This window comes from Streptomyces sp. NBC_00028 (genome assembly GCF_045041065.1).
GTDB lineage: Bacteria > Actinomycetota > Actinomycetes > Streptomycetales > Streptomycetaceae > Streptomyces.
Genome location: NZ_CP108293.1, coordinates 8,712,663 through 8,728,960, shown reverse-complemented (window position 1 = coordinate 8,728,960; position 16,298 = coordinate 8,712,663). Strand labels below are relative to the sequence as shown.

Annotated in this window: 17 protein-coding genes and 1 pseudogene; 3 read left to right on the top strand and 15 right to left on the bottom strand. The window is 69.6% G+C overall.

The window, feature by feature from the left end:
• Positions 1-8 precede the first annotated feature (8 nt).
• The 3 genes from OG885_RS39510 to OG885_RS39500 form a co-directional block, all read right to left on the bottom strand.
• A complete protein-coding gene (locus OG885_RS39510) occupies positions 9-869 on the bottom strand; it encodes an amidohydrolase family protein (RefSeq protein ID WP_405740475.1) in 861 nt (286 codons plus the stop codon).
• A 135-nt stretch (positions 870-1,004) separates the two neighbouring features.
• Positions 1,005-2,201 carry an L-2-hydroxyglutarate oxidase gene (gene lhgO / locus OG885_RS39505; RefSeq protein ID WP_405740472.1) on the bottom strand — a complete coding sequence of 399 codons (1,197 nt, stop codon included), beginning with the start codon at positions 2,199-2,201 and terminating at the stop codon, positions 1,005-1,007.
• Complete coding sequence (locus OG885_RS39500) at positions 2,194-3,648, bottom strand: aldehyde dehydrogenase family protein (RefSeq protein WP_405740469.1); 1,455 nt, start codon at positions 3,646-3,648, stop codon at positions 2,194-2,196. The genes lhgO and OG885_RS39500 overlap by 8 nt, the downstream gene beginning before the upstream one ends.
• Positions 3,649-3,784: 136 nt before the next feature.
• Here OG885_RS39500 and OG885_RS39495 point away from each other — a divergent pair, with 136 nt between their 5' ends.
• A complete protein-coding gene (locus OG885_RS39495) occupies positions 3,785-4,072 on the top strand; it encodes a putative quinol monooxygenase (protein WP_405740467.1) in 288 nt (95 codons plus the stop codon).
• 67 nt (positions 4,073-4,139) lie between these two features.
• Here the strand turns inward: OG885_RS39495 and OG885_RS39490 are convergent, their stop codons facing one another.
• The 12 genes from OG885_RS39490 to OG885_RS39435 all read right to left on the bottom strand — a co-directional run bounded on the left by OG885_RS39490 (position 4,140) and on the right by OG885_RS39435 (position 15,015).
• Entirely contained in the window at positions 4,140-5,117 is a 978-nt protein-coding gene (locus OG885_RS39490) for a methionine synthase II (cobalamin-independent)-like protein (RefSeq protein WP_405740464.1), read from the bottom strand.
• A gap of 4 nt (positions 5,118-5,121) precedes the next feature.
• On the bottom strand, positions 5,122-5,580 hold the full coding sequence (locus OG885_RS39485; RefSeq protein WP_405740461.1) for a heme-binding protein: 459 nt from the start codon (positions 5,578-5,580) through the stop codon (positions 5,122-5,124).
• Positions 5,577-6,362, bottom strand: coding sequence for an alpha/beta fold hydrolase (locus OG885_RS39480; protein WP_405740458.1), 786 nt, complete (start codon positions 6,360-6,362; stop codon positions 5,577-5,579). The genes OG885_RS39485 and OG885_RS39480 overlap by 4 nt, the downstream gene beginning before the upstream one ends.
• Before the next feature lie 26 nt (positions 6,363-6,388).
• Entirely contained in the window at positions 6,389-6,760 is a 372-nt protein-coding gene (locus OG885_RS39475; protein WP_405740455.1) for a VOC family protein, read from the bottom strand.
• Complete coding sequence (locus OG885_RS39470) at positions 6,757-7,527, bottom strand: fumarylacetoacetate hydrolase family protein (RefSeq protein WP_405740452.1); 771 nt, start codon at positions 7,525-7,527, stop codon at positions 6,757-6,759. Before OG885_RS39470 ends, OG885_RS39475 begins: the two co-directional genes overlap by 4 nt.
• A complete protein-coding gene (locus OG885_RS39465; protein WP_405740449.1) occupies positions 7,524-8,972 on the bottom strand; it encodes an NAD-dependent succinate-semialdehyde dehydrogenase in 1,449 nt (482 codons plus the stop codon). The genes OG885_RS39470 and OG885_RS39465 overlap by 4 nt, the downstream gene beginning before the upstream one ends.
• A gap of 14 nt (positions 8,973-8,986) precedes the next feature.
• On the bottom strand, positions 8,987-9,898 hold the full coding sequence (locus tag OG885_RS39460) for a VOC family protein (RefSeq protein ID WP_405740446.1): 912 nt from the start codon (positions 9,896-9,898) through the stop codon (positions 8,987-8,989).
• 108 nt (positions 9,899-10,006) lie between these two features.
• A complete protein-coding gene (locus OG885_RS39455) occupies positions 10,007-10,915 on the bottom strand; it encodes a LysR family transcriptional regulator (protein ID WP_405740444.1) in 909 nt (302 codons plus the stop codon).
• A gap of 10 nt (positions 10,916-10,925) precedes the next feature.
• Positions 10,926-11,888 (bottom strand): sugar ABC transporter substrate-binding protein, encoded by a 963-nt coding sequence (locus OG885_RS39450; protein ID WP_405740441.1) that lies wholly within the window; start codon positions 11,886-11,888, stop codon positions 10,926-10,928.
• Between the two features lie 81 nt (positions 11,889-11,969).
• On the bottom strand, positions 11,970-12,977 hold the full coding sequence (locus OG885_RS39445; RefSeq protein ID WP_405740438.1) for an ABC transporter permease: 1,008 nt from the start codon (positions 12,975-12,977) through the stop codon (positions 11,970-11,972).
• Complete coding sequence (locus tag OG885_RS39440; RefSeq protein WP_405740435.1) at positions 12,974-14,461, bottom strand: sugar ABC transporter ATP-binding protein; 1,488 nt, start codon at positions 14,459-14,461, stop codon at positions 12,974-12,976. The genes OG885_RS39445 and OG885_RS39440 overlap by 4 nt, the downstream gene beginning before the upstream one ends.
• The gene (locus tag OG885_RS39435; protein ID WP_405740432.1) at positions 14,458-15,015 is read right to left on the bottom strand and encodes a carboxymuconolactone decarboxylase family protein; all 558 of its coding nucleotides are present in this window, start codon (positions 15,013-15,015) and stop codon (positions 14,458-14,460) included. Before OG885_RS39435 ends, OG885_RS39440 begins: the two co-directional genes overlap by 4 nt.
• 233 nt (positions 15,016-15,248) lie before the next feature.
• On the opposite strand from OG885_RS39435, the gene OG885_RS39430 reads away from it, so the two are divergent.
• Both OG885_RS39430 and OG885_RS39425 read left to right on the top strand, forming a co-directional pair.
• Entirely contained in the window at positions 15,249-15,659 is a 411-nt protein-coding gene (locus tag OG885_RS39430; protein ID WP_405740429.1) for a cupin domain-containing protein, read from the top strand.
• A gap of 24 nt (positions 15,660-15,683) precedes the next feature.
• Positions 15,684-16,160, top strand: a pseudogene (locus OG885_RS39425) (MBL fold metallo-hydrolase); the annotation flags it as partial.
• Positions 16,161-16,298 lie beyond the last annotated feature (138 nt).

The following is a 16,298-nucleotide window of genomic DNA, read 5'->3' as shown; positions in this document are numbered from 1 at the left end:
GTGTTTCCTCAGCCCTCGATCGGCCAGTTCAGGACCTCGGAGATACCGCGGCCCATGATCCATTCAAGCTCCTCGGGCGTGAAGTCCCAGTGCTTGGTGAACTGCTCGATCGTGTCGGTGTAGGTGATGCCGTGGCCGAGCAGGCGGGTGATGTCGGTGCCGTAGAAGCAGCGCTGCGGGCCCATCTTGTCGACCATCTCGCGCACGTACTTCTGGATGTTGTTGTTCGGGAAGGGCTGGGTGGAGTAGCCGGGCAGCGCCGAGACCTTGACGTAGATGTTGGGGTGGGCGGCCAGGTCGGCGGTCTCCGCGACCCAGTAGCCGATCGCGTCGTCCACACAGCGGGCCATGATGCCCATGTGGTCGATGATGATCTTCAGCTCGGGGTGCTTGGCGGCGATCTCGCCCAGCTCCCGCTTCCAGATGGGCGCGTGGACCATCGTCGGGATGCCGAGCTCCTCGGCGATCGGCCAGTACCAGTCGTTGGTGCCGTCGATCATCCAGTTGCGGTCCTGCGGCCGGTGGAAGGTGAGCCGCGTGCCCTTGACGTGCGGGTTCTGCGCGAAGTCCTTCAGCATCGCCTTGCCCTCTTCGGGCTTGTTCTGCGGGACGCGGGCCATGATGCCGAAACGGTCCGGGTGCGCCTCGCACGCCTCCAGGGCGTAGTCGATGCGGTCGCCCTCCCAGGACGGCGGCAGGATCAGCGCGCGGTTGACGCCGGCCTCGTCCATCAGCTCCAGGGCCTCCTCGTAGGAGAAGGGGTCCTCGCGGTGGCCGTTGAGGCGGATGCGCTCCCGCGCGCCGGGCACCCAGGGGCGGTCCGCGGACTCTTCCAGCCAGATGTGGATCTGTGTGTCGACAACGAACATCGTTCGACTCTTTCTCTTCGAAGGAGGGGGTGACGCTGTGGTGCGGGTGGAACGCTAGGCGGGTTCCGAGGCCTTGCGGAGCCCCTGGGAGCGCAAGCACTTGTTGCGTCCAAGTGCCCTCTCAGCAGGGCACTTTCAGTGTGCGAAGACTGCATCCGCGATGTGTTCCGCGATCGCCATCGAGGCGGTCGCGGCGGGCGAGGGCGCGTTGCGTACGGCGGTGATCCGGCCGGCGCCGTGGATACGGAAGTCGTCGACGAGGGTGCCGTCGCGGTCCAGCGCCTGGGCCCGTACGCCCGCTCCGCCGCGTACGACGTCCCCTACGCCGACGCCGGGGACGTAGAGCCCCGCGTCCTTCATGAAGGCCGCCGCGGACAGGGCGCCGCGGTACTCCTTGACGCCGGTACGCCAGTGCTGGGCCGCCATCCGCCAGGTGCCGGGGTAGGCGGCTATGCCCAGGAGGTCCTTCGGGGAGATGCTGCCGAGCGTGTAGCCCTCCTTGGCCAGGGCCAGGACGGCGTTCGGGCCGACCTCGACCGAGCCGTCGACGCGTGGGGTGAAGTGCACGCCGAGGAAGGGGTAGCGCGGGTCGGGGACCGGGTAGACGAGGCCGCGTACGAGGTGCGTGCGGTCCGGCTTGAGGAGCATGTACTCGCCGCGGAACGGGATGATCTTCGGTTCCTGCTTGTCCTGGGCAAGTTTCGCCACCGCGTCCGACTGGAGGCCCGCGCACAGGATCAGCCGGTCGACCTTGATGCGTTCCTGGCCGGAGGCGACCTCGATGCCGCCCGGGACCTGGGTGATCGAGGTGACGGGGAAGCCCAGTCGTACCTCGCCGCCGGAGTCCTCGATGTCCCTGGCGAACTCCCGGGCGATCGCCTTGTAGTCGGTGATCGCGGTGCGCGGCGAGTGCAGGGCCGCGATACCGCCGGCGTTCGGCTCGATCTCCTTGATCTCGTCCTTGGAGACCTTGCGCAGCTCGGGCACGTGGTTGTTCTTCGCCCGCTCGTAGAGGTTCTCCATACGGCCGAGTTCGTCCTCGCGGACCGCCATGACGAGCTTGCCGATCTCCTCGTACGGCAGCGCTCGTTCCTGACAGTACTCGCGGAGCATCGCCACGCCCCGTACGCACAGGTCGGCCTTGAGGCTGCCCGGCGCGTAGTAGATGCCGGCGTGCACGACGCCGGAGTTGTGGCCGGTCTGGTGGACGGCGACTTCCTGTTCCTTCTCCAGCACCACGACCCGGGTGCCGGGGCGGCGCAGGGCGATCTCGCGGGCGGTGGCGAGGCCGACGATGCCTGCACCGACGATGCCGATGGTCTCGTCAGCCACGCGACGGCTCCCCGAAGTGAACGGCCACCGTCTTGACGCGAGTTGAGAAGCGCAGCACCTCGTCCCCCTGCTCCTTGTACGCCGTACCGGAGTCGCGGAAGCCGCCGAAGGGAAGGTGGACGTCCCAGCCGGTGGTGGTCGTGTTGACCGCGACCTGACCGCACTCGGCCTCGTCGGCGAACCGGTACGCGTTGCCCAGGTCGCGTGTGAACACGGCCGCGGCGAGCCCGAAGTCGGAGTCGTTGACCGCGTCGACGGCGGCGCCGAAGTCGTCCACCGCGCGCAGGGCGAGGACGGGCCCGAAGACCTCCTCGCGCCAGATCGCCATGTCCGGGGTGACGTCGGCCAGGACGGTCGGCCGGACGTAGCAGCCGTGCGGACGGTCGATGTCCGCCGTGCCGCCCGTGAAAAGCGTCGCTCCTTCCGCGATCGCCTTGTCGATGTCGGCGAGGACGCTGTCGCGCTGCCTCGGGCTCGACAGCGGGCACAGCGTCGTCGCCGGGTCGCTGCCCGGGCCGACCGTCAGCGCCTCGACCTCGGCGAGCAGCAGGCGGGCGAATTCGTCGTACACCGGCCGCTCGACGACGACCCGGCTGGTGGCGGTGCAGCGCTGTCCGGCCTGGCCGAAGGAGGCGGCCACGACGGCCTTCGCGGCGGCCGGCAGATCGGCGTCCGCGAGCACCACCGAGGCGTTCTTGCCGCCGAGTTCGCCCTGGAAGCGGACGTTGCGGTCGGCGAGGCGGCGGCGGATGCGGTTGCCCACGGCGTTGGAGCCGGTGAAGGTGATGCCGGTGATCCGCGGGTCGTCGAGGAGCGCTTCCTCCAGCTCGGCGGTGCGGCCCGTGATGACGTTCAGGACACCGGGCGGCAGGCCCGCGTCGTGCAGGGCGCGGGCGAAGTGCAGGCCGGAGACCGGGGTTTCGGTGGCCGGCTTGAACACCGCCGCGTTGCCGGCCGCGAGCAGCGGGGCGAGCTTGCGGGCCGGGGTGATCAGCGGGTCGTTCCACGGGCTGATCACCAGGATCACGCCGATGGGCTCGCGCTGGGTGTGCGTACGGTGGTTCGGGCGTACGTCGTGCAGCAGGGTGCCGTAGCCCTGGCGGGCGAGGCCGGCGTAGTACTCCAGGAAGTCGGCGGCCTTGAGGGTCTCGCCCGTCGCCTCGCCCAGGGTCTTGCCGTTCTCGGCGGTGACGTCCGCGGCGATCTCCTCCACGCGCTCCCGGATGAGGCGGGCCGCGTCGGTGAAGATCCGCGCCCGCTCGAAGGGGCTGGTGCGCTTCCAGCGGGCGAAGGCGCGCTCGGCGTGGTCGTAGGCGCGGGTGACGTCCTTGGCGGAGAGGGCGGGGACGCGGGCGAACGGGGTGCGGACGTCGGCCGGGTCGTGGACGTCGATCCACTCGCCGGTCGTCACCCACTCCCCGCCCGAGAGGGTTTCGAGAGTACGCATGTCGTTCACGACACCTCACGGGACGGTGATGGGACCAGCTCCGGGGCGGCAGACATTGCTTGCACTCCGTGCGAGCCGCTCATCAGGGCATTCATGGTGGGATCGGTGGGCCGGACGATCCATGAGGAGGAACCCGATGGCCTACGCAGTCATCGCCCGTTACCACTGCGCCGCCGACGACGAGGCGACTGTGCGGGGTGCGTTGCTGAAGGTGCGCGAGCACACCCGCGCCGAGCCCGCGAACCTGGCGTACGAGGTGCACACGGAGGTGGGCGAGACCGGAAGTTTCGTGTTGTACGAGCAGTACGCCGACCAGGCGGGCTTCGAGGCGCACAAGGCGGCGAGCCACTTCAAGGAGCTGATCGTGGAGACGGTCTGGCCGTTGCTTGTCGATCGCTCGGTGACTTTTGCTGAAGTGCTTTAGCTTTCGTCCAGGGGCGCGGGTTGTCTGTGGCTGATCGCGCAGTTCCCCGCGCCCCTAAAGGCCCTTTTCAGAACTCGTTGCCCCAGACGTACCGGGCCAGTGTCTCGACCAGAACCAGCTTCTTGCGCTGTTCCTCTGTCGTGAGGAGCGGCCTGCTTGCCACGTCCGCGAAGCCCCTCGACGGGGACAGGGCCGCGTCCTCCAGGTCCTTCAACTCGCCTACCGCGTCGATGCGGGTCAGTACGGTGTCCAGGTCCTCCAGGTCGGGGACCGTCGCGTCGACCACGCCCAGGCAGACGTCCCGGTCCTCCGGCAGGGCCCTGATGAGGTCCAGCTCGGCCTCGGTGCCCTCCAGGAGGGGCAGGATCCAGCGGTCGGCCGGGATGCCCGCGTACAGCTTCTCCAGGCGCGCCCGGTCCACTTCCGCCGGGGCCGTCCAGCCGGGGCAGACGCCGATGCGTACGCCCTCGGGGCGCTCGTCGAGCCGGGCCGCGAGCGCGTCGACCGCCAGCGCGTCCTCATAGGACAGCGCCCCCGGATCGGCGTCGAGCAGCAGCGGGTTGTTGAGCTGGATCAGGCGTACGCCCTTCGAGACCAGCAGTGCGATCTCCGTCGCGATGATCTCGGCCAGCGCCTCCCCCAACTCGCGTGCGGAGCCTGTGCCGAGGCCGGGCTGGAAGGTGGTGGCGGCCAGGTAGGCCGGGGACGGCAGCGAGACCTTCGGGGCGATCACCGTCAGTTCGCCGAGCCGGGTCGCCCAGTCCGCCACCAGCGGGCCGTTGGCCTTCGGGAGGGACTCGGCCACCCAGCGGGTCAGACCGTCGGCGTCGGTCTCGTCCGTGCGGCGGAAGCCTGATACCCCGTCAAGGACCGCGCTGCGGAAGTCCTCTCGTGGGAAGTCGCCGTCGGTGACGACCGTGGAACGCAGTTTGCGCTGGAAGACCACCGCGTCCTGGACCGCCTGGTCGGCGCCGATCGCGTCGAGGTCGGCGGGCCGGACGAGGCTGCCGTGGTGGTCGATGCGGTAGTTGAAAGTGTCGGCCATGATGTCAGTTCCTTCCGCCCGCGACGCCCCACGCGGCGAACTCCAGCTCGTAGCCGAGGGACTTGAGGACGTCCTCGGCGATCTGCTGGTCCTCGGCCGCGGTACCGCCGGCGATACCGAGGCCGCCGATGATCTCGCCGTCCTTCTTGATGGTGACACTGCCCTCGGTGGCCATGATCGGCATCGCGGCGCCGGGGAGTTGGGAGAGCTGGGAGAAGAAGACGGGCTGGCTCTCCTGCCACTTCTTCAGCATCGTGCCGGGGCGCTGCATGATCGCCGCGGTGTAGGCCTTGGCGCGGGCGATGTCGGGGGTGAGGGGGCGGGCGCCGTCGGGGCGGCGGATGGCAATGGGGAAGCCGCCCGCGTCGACCACGGCCACGCTCACCGCCTTGCCGATCGCCTGGGCGCGCTGGTGGGCGGCGTCGAGGATCTTCTCGGCGGCGTCCAGGGTCAGGGTGGTCATGCGGAGTCCTTCGGTGCGGTGAGGGTGCGGCGCAGGTGGGCGATCGCGTTGTTGTACGGTCCCGGCGTCTCCCAGTACATGGAGTGCGGGGCGCCCTCGACGATCTCCAGGTGCGAACCGGGCAGCAGTTCATGGGCGCGGGTGACGGTCTTGACGCTGAGCACCGCGTCCTTCTCGCCGGCGAGGAAGGCGACCTTGACGCCGGAGGCCTGGATGTCCTCCAGGGAGGGACCGTTGGTGTCGAGGTTGCGCAGGTCCTGCATCCGGGCGACGTTGAAGGTGCCCATCTGCTGGAAGAGGAAGGTGAGATCGGCGCGGCCGGTCTGGAACTCTTTGGTGAGCAGCCGGTCGATGACGGGCAGCTTCACCGCCTCGGCGCGGTCCGCCGCGGCCAGCTCCTTCAGCTCGGGGTGGCTGATGCCGCCCAGGGAGTGGCCGAGGACGACCGAGGAGACGCGCTCCGGGCGCAGGAGGCCGGCGCGCAGGGCGGCGACGGAGCCGATGGACTGGCCGACCAGCATCGCGTCGGTGAGGTCTTCCTGGTCCAGGACGGCGACCACATCGCCGGGGAAGTCCTGGCCGTCGAACTCCGGCATGGAGGAGTCGGACTTGCCGAAGCCTCGCAGGTCGATCGTGACGACCGTGAACTCGTCCCGCAGTGCGGCCACTTGCTGCCACCAGGCGGCGTGGTGGCCGCCGCTGCCGTGCACGAACAGGATCGCCGGACCGCTGCCGTGGCGCTCGTAGTAGATGGAGGTGCCGTCGGAGTCGGCAATGGGCATGGGGGTCAACTCCCGTGTGCGCAGGCTTAGTTGGGGCGCTTGGCGTGGTAGACGAGCTCGATCATGGTGTGGTCGGGGTCGTGGATGTAGCAGAACTTGGACTGGTTCTCGGGGCGCTGAATCGGGCGGGTGTGCCGGATGCCCAGCTCCTTGAGGTGCTCCAGGAATTCGTCCCAGTCGTCGACCTCGACGGCGAAGTGATAGGGCGCCATGCGCTCCATCTCCTCGACGGGCGTGAAGTGGAGGTCGAAGTTGCCCCGAGTCATCAGCACCACGCGGGTGTTGGACTTGGGCATGATCCGCTTCATCCCGAAGACCTTCGCGTACCACTCGGCGGTGCGGTCGGGGTCGGTGGTGGGGAAGTTGACGTGGTGGATGTAGCGAGGTGCTGCGGTCATTGCTGATTCCCTTCGAGGAGTACGGGGTTGGAGAGCACGCCGATGCCGCTGATCTCGACGTCCACGGTGTCGCCCGGCTCCAGCTGGCAGGTGGACTCGGCGCCCATCCAGAGCACGTCGCCGGGATGGACGGTGACGTGCTTGGTCATCTCGACCAGGTAGTCGAAGGGGTCGAACACCATGTCACCGGTGGGGAAGGACGCGCGCGTCTCCCCGTTGACCCGCATAGTCGTCGTCTGGGCGAGCGCGTCGACGTCCGTCTCGATCCACGGGCCCATCGGCTTGAACGTGTCGCTGTTCTTGCTGCGCCAGAAGGTGCGGTCCTGGTGCTGCCAGGTGCGGGCGCTGATGTCGTTGCCGATGGTCCAGCCGAAGACGGACTTGCGGGCCTCGTCGTAGGTCGCGTGACGCAGTGTGCGGCCGATGACGGCGACGAGTTCGGGCTCGGCCTCGAAACGGCCCTCGACCTCGCGCGGCTTGACGATCGGCGAGAGGTGCCCGGTGAGCGCGCTGTTGGCGCGGTAGCCGACCTCGGGGCGTTCCGGGGTGGCGACCTTGGCGTGCGCGATGTGCCGGGGATAGTTCATGCCGACCGCGTAGAAGACGCCGGGGACTACCGGCGGCAGCCAGACGGCCGCCGCCCGTGACACCGTGCCGATGACGTCGGGATCGTCCTCCAGCGGGGAGCCGGACAGCAGCTCGACGTCCGTCTCCCCGACCCGGCCCCAGACCGGCCGTCCGCCGATCGAGAGGCGTGCGTACCTCATGGCACCAGCAGGTGGGAGACGCGCTTGGTGACCAGGTAGGCGTCGAGGGCCTCCGGGCCGCCCTCTCGGCCGTAGCCGCTCTCCTTGACCCCGCCGGACGGCGCCTCGTGCACGGAGCCGCCGCAGTGGTTGATCGAGAGGATGCCGGCCTCCAGCTCCGCGGAGAGCTTCTCGGCGGTGGCGGCGGAGCGGGTGAAGCCGTAGGCGGCGAGGCCGTACGGCAGCGCGTTCGCCCGGGCGAGCACCTCGTCCAGGTCGCTGAAGGGGACGATCGGGGCGACCGGTGCGAACGGTTCCTCGTGCAGCAGCTCGGCGTCCTCGGGCACGTCGGTGAGGACGGTCGGCGCGTAGAAGTAGCCGGGGCGGTCTGGGGCGGCGCCGCCGGTGAGGACCTTGGCGCCGCGCGCGACGGCGTCGGTAACGAGCCGCTCCAGCGCCTTCAGCCGGCGCTCGTTGGCCAGCGGCCCCATCTTCGTGCCCTCGGCCAGTCCGTCGCCCACGGTCACCTCCTCGGCGGCCCGCACGAACTCGGCGGTGAACTCGTCGACGAGGCTCTCGTGGACGTAGAAGCGGCTCGGCGAGGTGCACACCTGGCCCGCGTTGGCGAACTTCGCCTGCGCGGCCTTGCGGGCGGCCTTCACGGGGTCGGCGTCGGCGCAGACGATCACCGGGGCGTGGCCGCCCAGCTCCATCAGGGAGGGCTTCATGACCTGGCCTGCCTGGGCCGCCAGCAGCTTGCCGACCGGGACCGAGCCGGTGAAGGCGATCAGCCGGGTGACGGGGGAGGCGATGAGGTGCGCGGAGACCTCGGCGGGCTCACCGAAGACGAGGTTGAGGACCCCGGCGGGCAGGCCCGCGTCCTCGTAGCACTTGACCAGCGCGGCGGCGGTGGCGGGCGTCTCCTCGGAGCCCTTGATGATGATCGAGCAGCCCGCGGAGAGGGCCGAGGAGATCTTGCGGTTGGGGCCGCCGACGGGGAAGTTCCACGGTACGAAGGCGGCGACCGGGCCGATGGGCTCGCGCCGTACGGTCAGTATGGTGCCGGGCTCGGTCGGGATGATGCGGCCGTAGGCGCGGCGGGCGTCGTCGGCGTGCCAGCGCAGGGTGTCGGCGGTGCGGCGGGCCTCGCCGGTGGACTCGGCGAGCGGCTTGCCCTGCTCCAGGGTGCTGACGCGGCCGATCTCGGGGGCGCGCTCGGCGATCAGGTCGGCGGCGGCGTGCAGGATCGCGGTACGCCGCGCGATCGGCGTGGCCCGCCAGACGCGGAAGCCCTCGTCGGCGGCGGCAAGTGCCCGGTCCAGGTCGGCGGTGGTGGCGAGGGGTACGTCGCCGATGACCTCCTCGGTGGCCGGGTTCACGATCGGGGCGGTACGTCCGGTGCCGCCCTGGCACCACTCGCCCGCTATGTACATGCGGACGGCGGGGTAGCCGTGGTCGGTCGTCATGGGTGGGTGCCCTCTCAAGAGGCTTCGTTGTCGCGGTTGGTGCGCAGGGCCCAGATGTGGTGGGGCGGGGTGGTGGCGTGGACGCGGGTCTCGTAGGAGTCGTCGACCCGGTCCATGTCGGCGGCGTACTCGACGCGGCCCCCGCTCGGGGCGTGCAGGAAGCGGAAGACGTTGGAGCCGACGGTGTGCCGACCGAGCCTGCGGGCCTCGCGCCAGCCGTGCTCGATCATGTAGTTGCCGCCCTCGATCACGTCGTCGAAGCCGGGCACCTCGTAGGCGATGTGGTTGATCCCGGCGCGGTCGGGGCGGTGGCACAGCAGCGCGGTGTGCTGGTCGTCGTCGCCGGGGGCCTGCATGAAGACGCCCATGGGCTCGACGACGTCCGTGGGCCGGAAGCCGAGGCGGTCGGTGTAGAAGGCGACGGCCTCGTCCTTGCCGGGCTTCGGGATGTTGAGCGCCACGTGGCACATCCGCAGCGGGCGGACCCGTTCGATCGGCTCCAGGGCCGTGTTCCAGCGGTTGACGCTGCCCAGGGCGTTGGCGGGGCGCGGGGTGACCGGCGCCGGTTTCGGGCGGGCCAAGGTCAGTCCGACGCCGAAGCCCGTCTCGTCGACGGTGTGGTGGACGCCGTCGGCGCTCGCGCGGACCTCGCGGTCCTTGCCGGCCGCGGCGACGATCCGGTCCAGCTCCTCCTGGGTGTCGACGCCCCACACGACCTCGCGCAGGGTCGGCCCGTCCTCCACCGGGGGCGGCAGCAGCGGGCTCGGCCAGGCGTCGAGGTGGAGGGTCTGTCCGGTGAGCGTCTCGAACACCGCGTGGTCGTCGGTCCGCTCCACCAGGAACAGCCCGAAATCGTCGTAGAACCGGACGCATTCCTCCAGGTCGTCGATGCTGTAGGTGACCGATTCGATTCTCTGGATTCCCATGGATTCCTCGTTTCCGGGTCGCCTCGTGAGCGTAGATTTCGCCGCTGGGCAGCCTCAATGGGCCGAGCCGCACGAGGTGCGCAATCGTTTCTTGCAGTCGGCGCCGGGTTAATTCAGGGCTGGAATGGGGTTCTGTGAGAACCACTCGGCGAGGAAGTCCAGGAAGACGCTGACCTTGCGGGGTGTGTCCTGCCCGGGGCCGTAGATCGCGTACAGCGGGCGGTCCGGGACCGCCAGCTCCGGCAGCAGCACCTGGAGGGCGCCGGAGACGAGGTCGTCGTAGGCCGGGCGCTGCGGCAGCAGGGCGATGCCGCGGCCGTGGACGGCGGCCTTCTGCAGGGCGATGTAGGAGTTGGACGAGAACGCGATGTTGCGGATCTTGTGCAGGGTGCTCGCGTGGCCGTGTCCGATGCGCCAGACCGGGTCGTTGACGTGGACCAGACAGTCGTGGCCGGCGAGGTCGTTGGGGTGGGTGAGCGCCCCGTGCCGCTCGATGTACGCCTCGGAGGCGCACAGGACGAACGGCAGGGACGAGATCTTCTTCAGACGGACGCTCGAATCCCGGAGATCCCGGGTGTGGAATGCGATGTCGAATCCACTGTCCAGAAAGTCGTACGTCCGGTCCGACATACCGCCGAGTTCGAAACGCACCTGGATTTTGGGATAAGCGGCGGAGAACGCCGCTATGGCATCGCCGAGATCCAGGCTGCCTATCCATTTCGGACAGATGATGCTGAGCGTTCCCTCGGCGCGGTCGTGCGACTGCGCGATTCCCGCGTCCTCGGCCTCGATCTCGTCGAGGATGCGGGCGGCGAACTCGGCGTACCGCTGGCCCGGCTCGGTGAGGCTCACCGAGCGGGCCGTACGGTTGACCAGTCGGACGCCCACCTGCCGTTCCAGCTCGGCGACGTGCCGGGACACCAGCGAGCCGGAGGAGCCCAGCTTCTTGGCGGCTCCGCTGAAGCTGCCCACCTGTGCCACGGTGACGAAGCTGTGCATGAGAAGCAGGCGGTCCATGGATGGCTCCTTACTTGGGGCAGTACTGCGGAGCTGCGTCCACGTTGTCCTTGGTGACCAAGACAAGAGGAATGTTGGCAATCTTGTCAACGGTCTTGTCCTTGTTGAGCAGGGCGATCGTGTTCTTGACCGCTGTCTGCCCGATGGTCATCGCCGAGTTCGCGACGGTCGCGGAGAGCTCGCCGCTCTTCACCGCGGCGACGCCGTCCTCGGTGCCGTTGACGCTGACGATCTTCACGTCCTTGGCGCCGGCCGCGTCGAAGGCCTTGCGGACCGCGAAGGCCATCTCCTCGTTGGCGACGAAGGCGTAGTCGAGGTCCGGGTGCGCCTGGATCATGTTCTCGGCGACGTCCTGGGCCTTCGCCGGGTTGAACATGCCCGGCTGGTTGGCGACCACCTTCGCTGTGTCCGGCAGAGCGCCCTTGAAGCCGCCCACCAGCAGGTCGGACGCGGCACCGGGCGCACCGGCGACGATCCCGACCTTGACGTCCTTGCCGGCGGCGTCCTTCTCGATCCAGCCGGCGTCCAGCGCGCCGACCTGCTTGAGGTCGACCTTGGCGACCCCGAGGACGTCGGACATGTCGTCGGTGGCGACGGAGGTGAGGAAGACCGGGATGCCGGCGCTCTTGGCCTTGGCTATGTCACCTTCGAGGGCATCGACGTTGACGGTCTGGACGATGAGGGCGTCCACGTTGCGGGAGATCATGTCCTCGATGTTGGACAGCTCGGTCCCGGCGTCCTGCTTGGAGTTGGCCGAGTAGAGCTTGGCGTCCTCGGCCTTGGCCGTCTGTTCCACGGACTTCAGCAGACAGGTGTGGAAGTGGGTGGCGGCGCCGTTGACGAAGCCGAGGGTGACCGCCCCGTCGGCAGCGCCCGAGGCGTCGTCCTCGCTGCCACAGCCGGAGAGCATCAGCGCGGCGGCGCCGAGGAGGGAGACCGCGGCGGCACGGCGCCTGCGGGGAGTGCGGATCATGGGTACGCCTTTCCTGCAACGTTGAAGAGAAGGTGCAACACGTGGGGGGAAATCAGAGGGAGTTCAGGCAGCGCCGGGGCTTCAGTGCCCCGGGGAGGACTTGCGCTGGAACTCGTTGATGATGGCCGCCACGAGCAGCACGCCACCGGTCACGACGTACTGGTAATTGCCGTCGACCTGAAGGAGATTGAGAGCGTTGGCGACAACTCCCAGCAGCACCACGCCGAGCACCGTGCCGACGATGCTGCCGTGCCCGCCCGCGAGCGACGTGCCGCCGATGACGACCGCGGCGACAGCCGTCAACTGGGTCATCAGCCCTGCCGTGTTGGGGGCGGCGGCGCCCAGCCGCGACAGCAGCATCAGTCCGGCCAGACCGGCGAGTGCCCCGGCGAGGGCGTACAACGCGAGTTTGCGGCCGGGGACGTTGATGCCGCTGAGCCGGGCGACGTGTTCGTTGCCGCCCATGGCGTAGGCGTCACGGCCGAAGGTGGTGAACCGCATCGACACGCCGACGCCGGCGAGCACCAGGACCGCCACGACCGTCAGATAGGGGATGCCGAGCAGCTTGTCGTTGCCGAGGGACGTCAGCTTGTCCCCGATGGTGACGCTCATGCCGTCGAGGACGAGCAGGGCGACGCCGTCGAGCAGCATGGCGGAGGCGAGGGTGGCGACGAAGGGCGCGACCCGGGTGAAGGTCACGACAAGGCCGTTGACCAGGCCTATCAGGGTCGCAAGGAGCAGGCTCACCACCACGGCCGCGGGCGTGGACCAGCCGTCGTGCAGGAGTTGGGCGGCGACGGACAGGGTGACGGCGGCGTTGCTGCCCATGGAGAAGTCCATGCCGCCGGACGTCATCAGCAGGGTGAGTCCGGCCGCGATGACGGCGTTCACGCTGATCTGGCGGAGCACGTTGAGCAGGTTCTGCGAGGTGGTGAAGGAGTCGGCCTGGACGGCGGTGAACACGGCGACCAGGACGAGGACGAGGACGAGTCCGCCGTGCGGGATGTGCAGCAACGCCCGGGGGGACCTGCGGGGTGCGGTGGGTTCGACCGTGGTGTCCGGGGCGGCCGAGGGGGTCTTGAGGCTCACTTCGGCTGACCTCCGAGTGCGGTGGCGACGAGCTCGTCGCGGGTGATGGCGGTGATGTCGTGTTCGGCGACGGTGCGTCCGGCGCTGACGACGACGACCCGGTCGGCGAGGCGCATGACCTCCTCGGCGGAGGAGGAGGCGAGCAGTACGGCGACGCCGCGCGAGGCGAGTTCGTCGACGAGGGTGTGGATGTCGGCCATGGCCGCGACGTCGACCCCGTTGGTGGGGTCCTCCAGGAAGCAGGCGACCGGCTCGGTCTCCAGCCACTTGCCGAGCAGCACCTTCTGCTGGTTGCCGCCGGACAGGGTGCCGACGGGCGGGTTGCCGGTGAGGGCGACCACTCCGTAGCTGCCCCGCAACGGGGCGGCCCTGCGGGCGAGTTCGCCACGGCGGTGAAGCCGGCGTCTCGCGAAACGGTCACCGGCCAGCATCAGGTTCTCGTCGACCGTCATGCCCTGGACCAGGCCGAGGGTGCGGCGGTCGCCGGTGACACAGCGCAGCCCGCTGGCCAGCGAGGCCGGCACCCGCCCGAAGGGCACGGCCCGCCCGTCGACCCGCAGTTCACCGGCGTCGGGACGCTGCCGTCCCGACAGCAGGTCGAACAGCCGGGACTGGGCGTCGCCCGCGGGTCCGAGGACGGCGACGATCTCGCCCTTGCGGACGTCGACGGTGAAGTCCTCGACGGCCCGGCCGTGGCTGAGCCCGCGGACGGTGAGCCCGCTCTCCGGCTTCGGCGTGGGCCGCTCAGGGCGCTGCGAGACGACGTCCCGCCCGACCATGCTGCGCACCAGCGAGGCCTGGTCCATGTCGGCGGCCGGCGCGCTGGTCACCACCGCGCCGTCGCGCAGCACGGTGAGCCGGTCGGCGACGGCCATGACCTCGTCGATGTAGTGCGAGATGTAGACGACGGCGACCCCGTCGTCCCGCAGCGTCCGCACCAACTCCCGTATCCGGTCGGCGTCCTTGGCGCTCAGACAGGCGGTCGGCTCGTCGAGGATGAGGATGCGTCCACCGCGGCGGACCTCGCGGGCCACCTCGACCATGGTCTGCTCGGCGACGGTGAGGGTGCCGGCGACGCGTTCCACGTCGATGTCGATGCCGAGCCCGGAAAGGGCCGTGCGGGCCGCGCCCTTCACCGCCTTCCAGTGGACGGTACGGCCCCGGGTGGGCAGGTCGCCGAGGAGGACGTTCTCGGCGACGGTCAGCCCCATGGCCAGCTCGCGGCGCTGTGGGACGCAGGCGATGCCGAGCCTGCGCGCCTTGCGGACGGTGAGCGCGGAGTGCCGTTCGCCGCCGACCTCGATCGTGCCGCCGTCGGCCGGGTGGGCGCCGGAGAGGATCTGCACCAGGGTCGACTTGCCGGCGCCGTTCATGCCCATCAGGGCGTGGATCTCACCGGGGTACAGGTCGAGGTCGACTCCTTTGAGGGCGGCGGCCCCGCCGAAGCTCTTGGTGACTCCCCGGACCCGGAGTACCGCTGTCACGGCCGGTCACCCTCGGGGGTCACGCGTCCGTAGCCGCGGACGTCCGGGAACGGGGGCTCCTTGTCGGCCTGGAGGTCCACCTGGAAGGTGTTCAGACACATGCCGAGCATCGTGAAGTTGCCGAGCGCGCCGATGGCGTCGACCAGCCCCTTGGAACCGAAGTGCTCAAGTGCCCGGGCGAAGGTCTCGTCGCTGACGAAGTGCTCCTCCAGGATCTCCCGGCAGAACTGGTAGAAGGCCTGGTCGGCCTCGCTGTCGAGGACCGCCTCGCGCTTCTCGGCGATGGCCTTCACCGCCGCCTCCGGGATACCGGCCTCGATCGCCTGGTGGACGTGCGCGTTCCAGGAGTACTGGGCGTCCCAGTTGCGGGCGGCCATCAGCAGCGTCAGTTCACGCAGACGCTTGGGCAGGCTGCAGTCGAACCGGGCGAACGCGCCGAGCGACTCGGCCCGCTCGCACATCTCCGGGCTGTGCAGCCAGACGCGGAACGGCCCACGGACGGCACCTCGGCGGCCGGCGATGCGCGCGGCCAGCTCCTGCTGCCGCTGGTCCATTTCCTCTTGGCTGAGAACGGGGAGCCTCATGTGGCCGATACCTGCCTTTTCTTTCCGGCGCGTTTCCGGCACGGATCCGAAAGCCGTGCGATGCGAGCCGACCGTACAGCCGGGTTCGCGAAGCTCACCCCTCCCGAAATGCAAGGTAAAGGTGCACGCCAGAGGGCACCGGTCGGAGCGCGGGCGACCTAACGTCGGTCGACACAGCACCGTGCAGTGGAGAGGAACTCCGGATGACCACGATCATCAAGGCCGCGTCGGTACCTTTGCTCGACCGGGGCGGGGCCGTGGTGACGACACCGCTGATCACCACGCCGTCGGCGGGCGGGGAGAACCTGATCACCAGCGGCATGAGCGTGTACCCGGTCGGCTCCGGGGCGCCGCTGCACTCGCACAACTGCGACGAGCACGTGACGATCCTCGACGGCGAGGCGGAGGTGTGGGTCGACGGCGAGGTGACCAAGCTGGAGCAGTTCGACACCACGTACATCCCCTCGCCCATCCCCCACCTGTTCCGCAACGTCGGGAACACCCCGCTGCGCATCCTGTGGGTGTACTCCTCGGGCCACGTCACCCGCACGTTCACCGAGACGGGCAGAACGGTGGAACACCTGTCGGCCGAGGACCAGATGGGCAAGGACTGACGTCAACCAGGCTGCTGTGGCCCGGTGACGCGACGATGCCCCGGCTGCTCCGGCACATCCAAGTCGACGCCGTCGACGCCGTGCTGGTCAGCCAGCCACGGGCACCCGCACCACTGCGCCGATCTCAACCCCCTGCCGCGTGCACGGGGGTTGCGTGACGTTCCGCCCCCTGCGCTGCCGGTGTACGCCCCGCACGGGGCGCTGGACGCCGTACTCGCGCTCGACCGGGCGGGCATGCCGGCGACGGCGTACGACCTCCGCGCGTTACGGCCGGGTGAGGGCCTGCGCTTCGGCCCGTTCACGGCCGAGACATGCCTGCTGCCGCACTTCGTGCCCCACGCGGGCATCCGCCTGGCCACCGCGGATGCCATGCTCGCCTACACCGGTGACACCGGCCCGAGCCCCGGCATCCCCCGGCTGGCGAAGGGCGCGGATCTGTTCCTGTCGGAGGCGACGCATGTGGACAAGGATCCGGACACCGACGCGCCGTATCTGCTCACCGCGCGCCTCCTGGGCGAGTACGCCCAACAGGTCGGTTCCGGACGCCTGTTGCTCACTCACCTGTGGCCCGGCACGGACCCCGAAGCCGCACTCCGGACCGCCGCCGGAGCCTCCTCAGGACCCATCGATCGCCGCGCC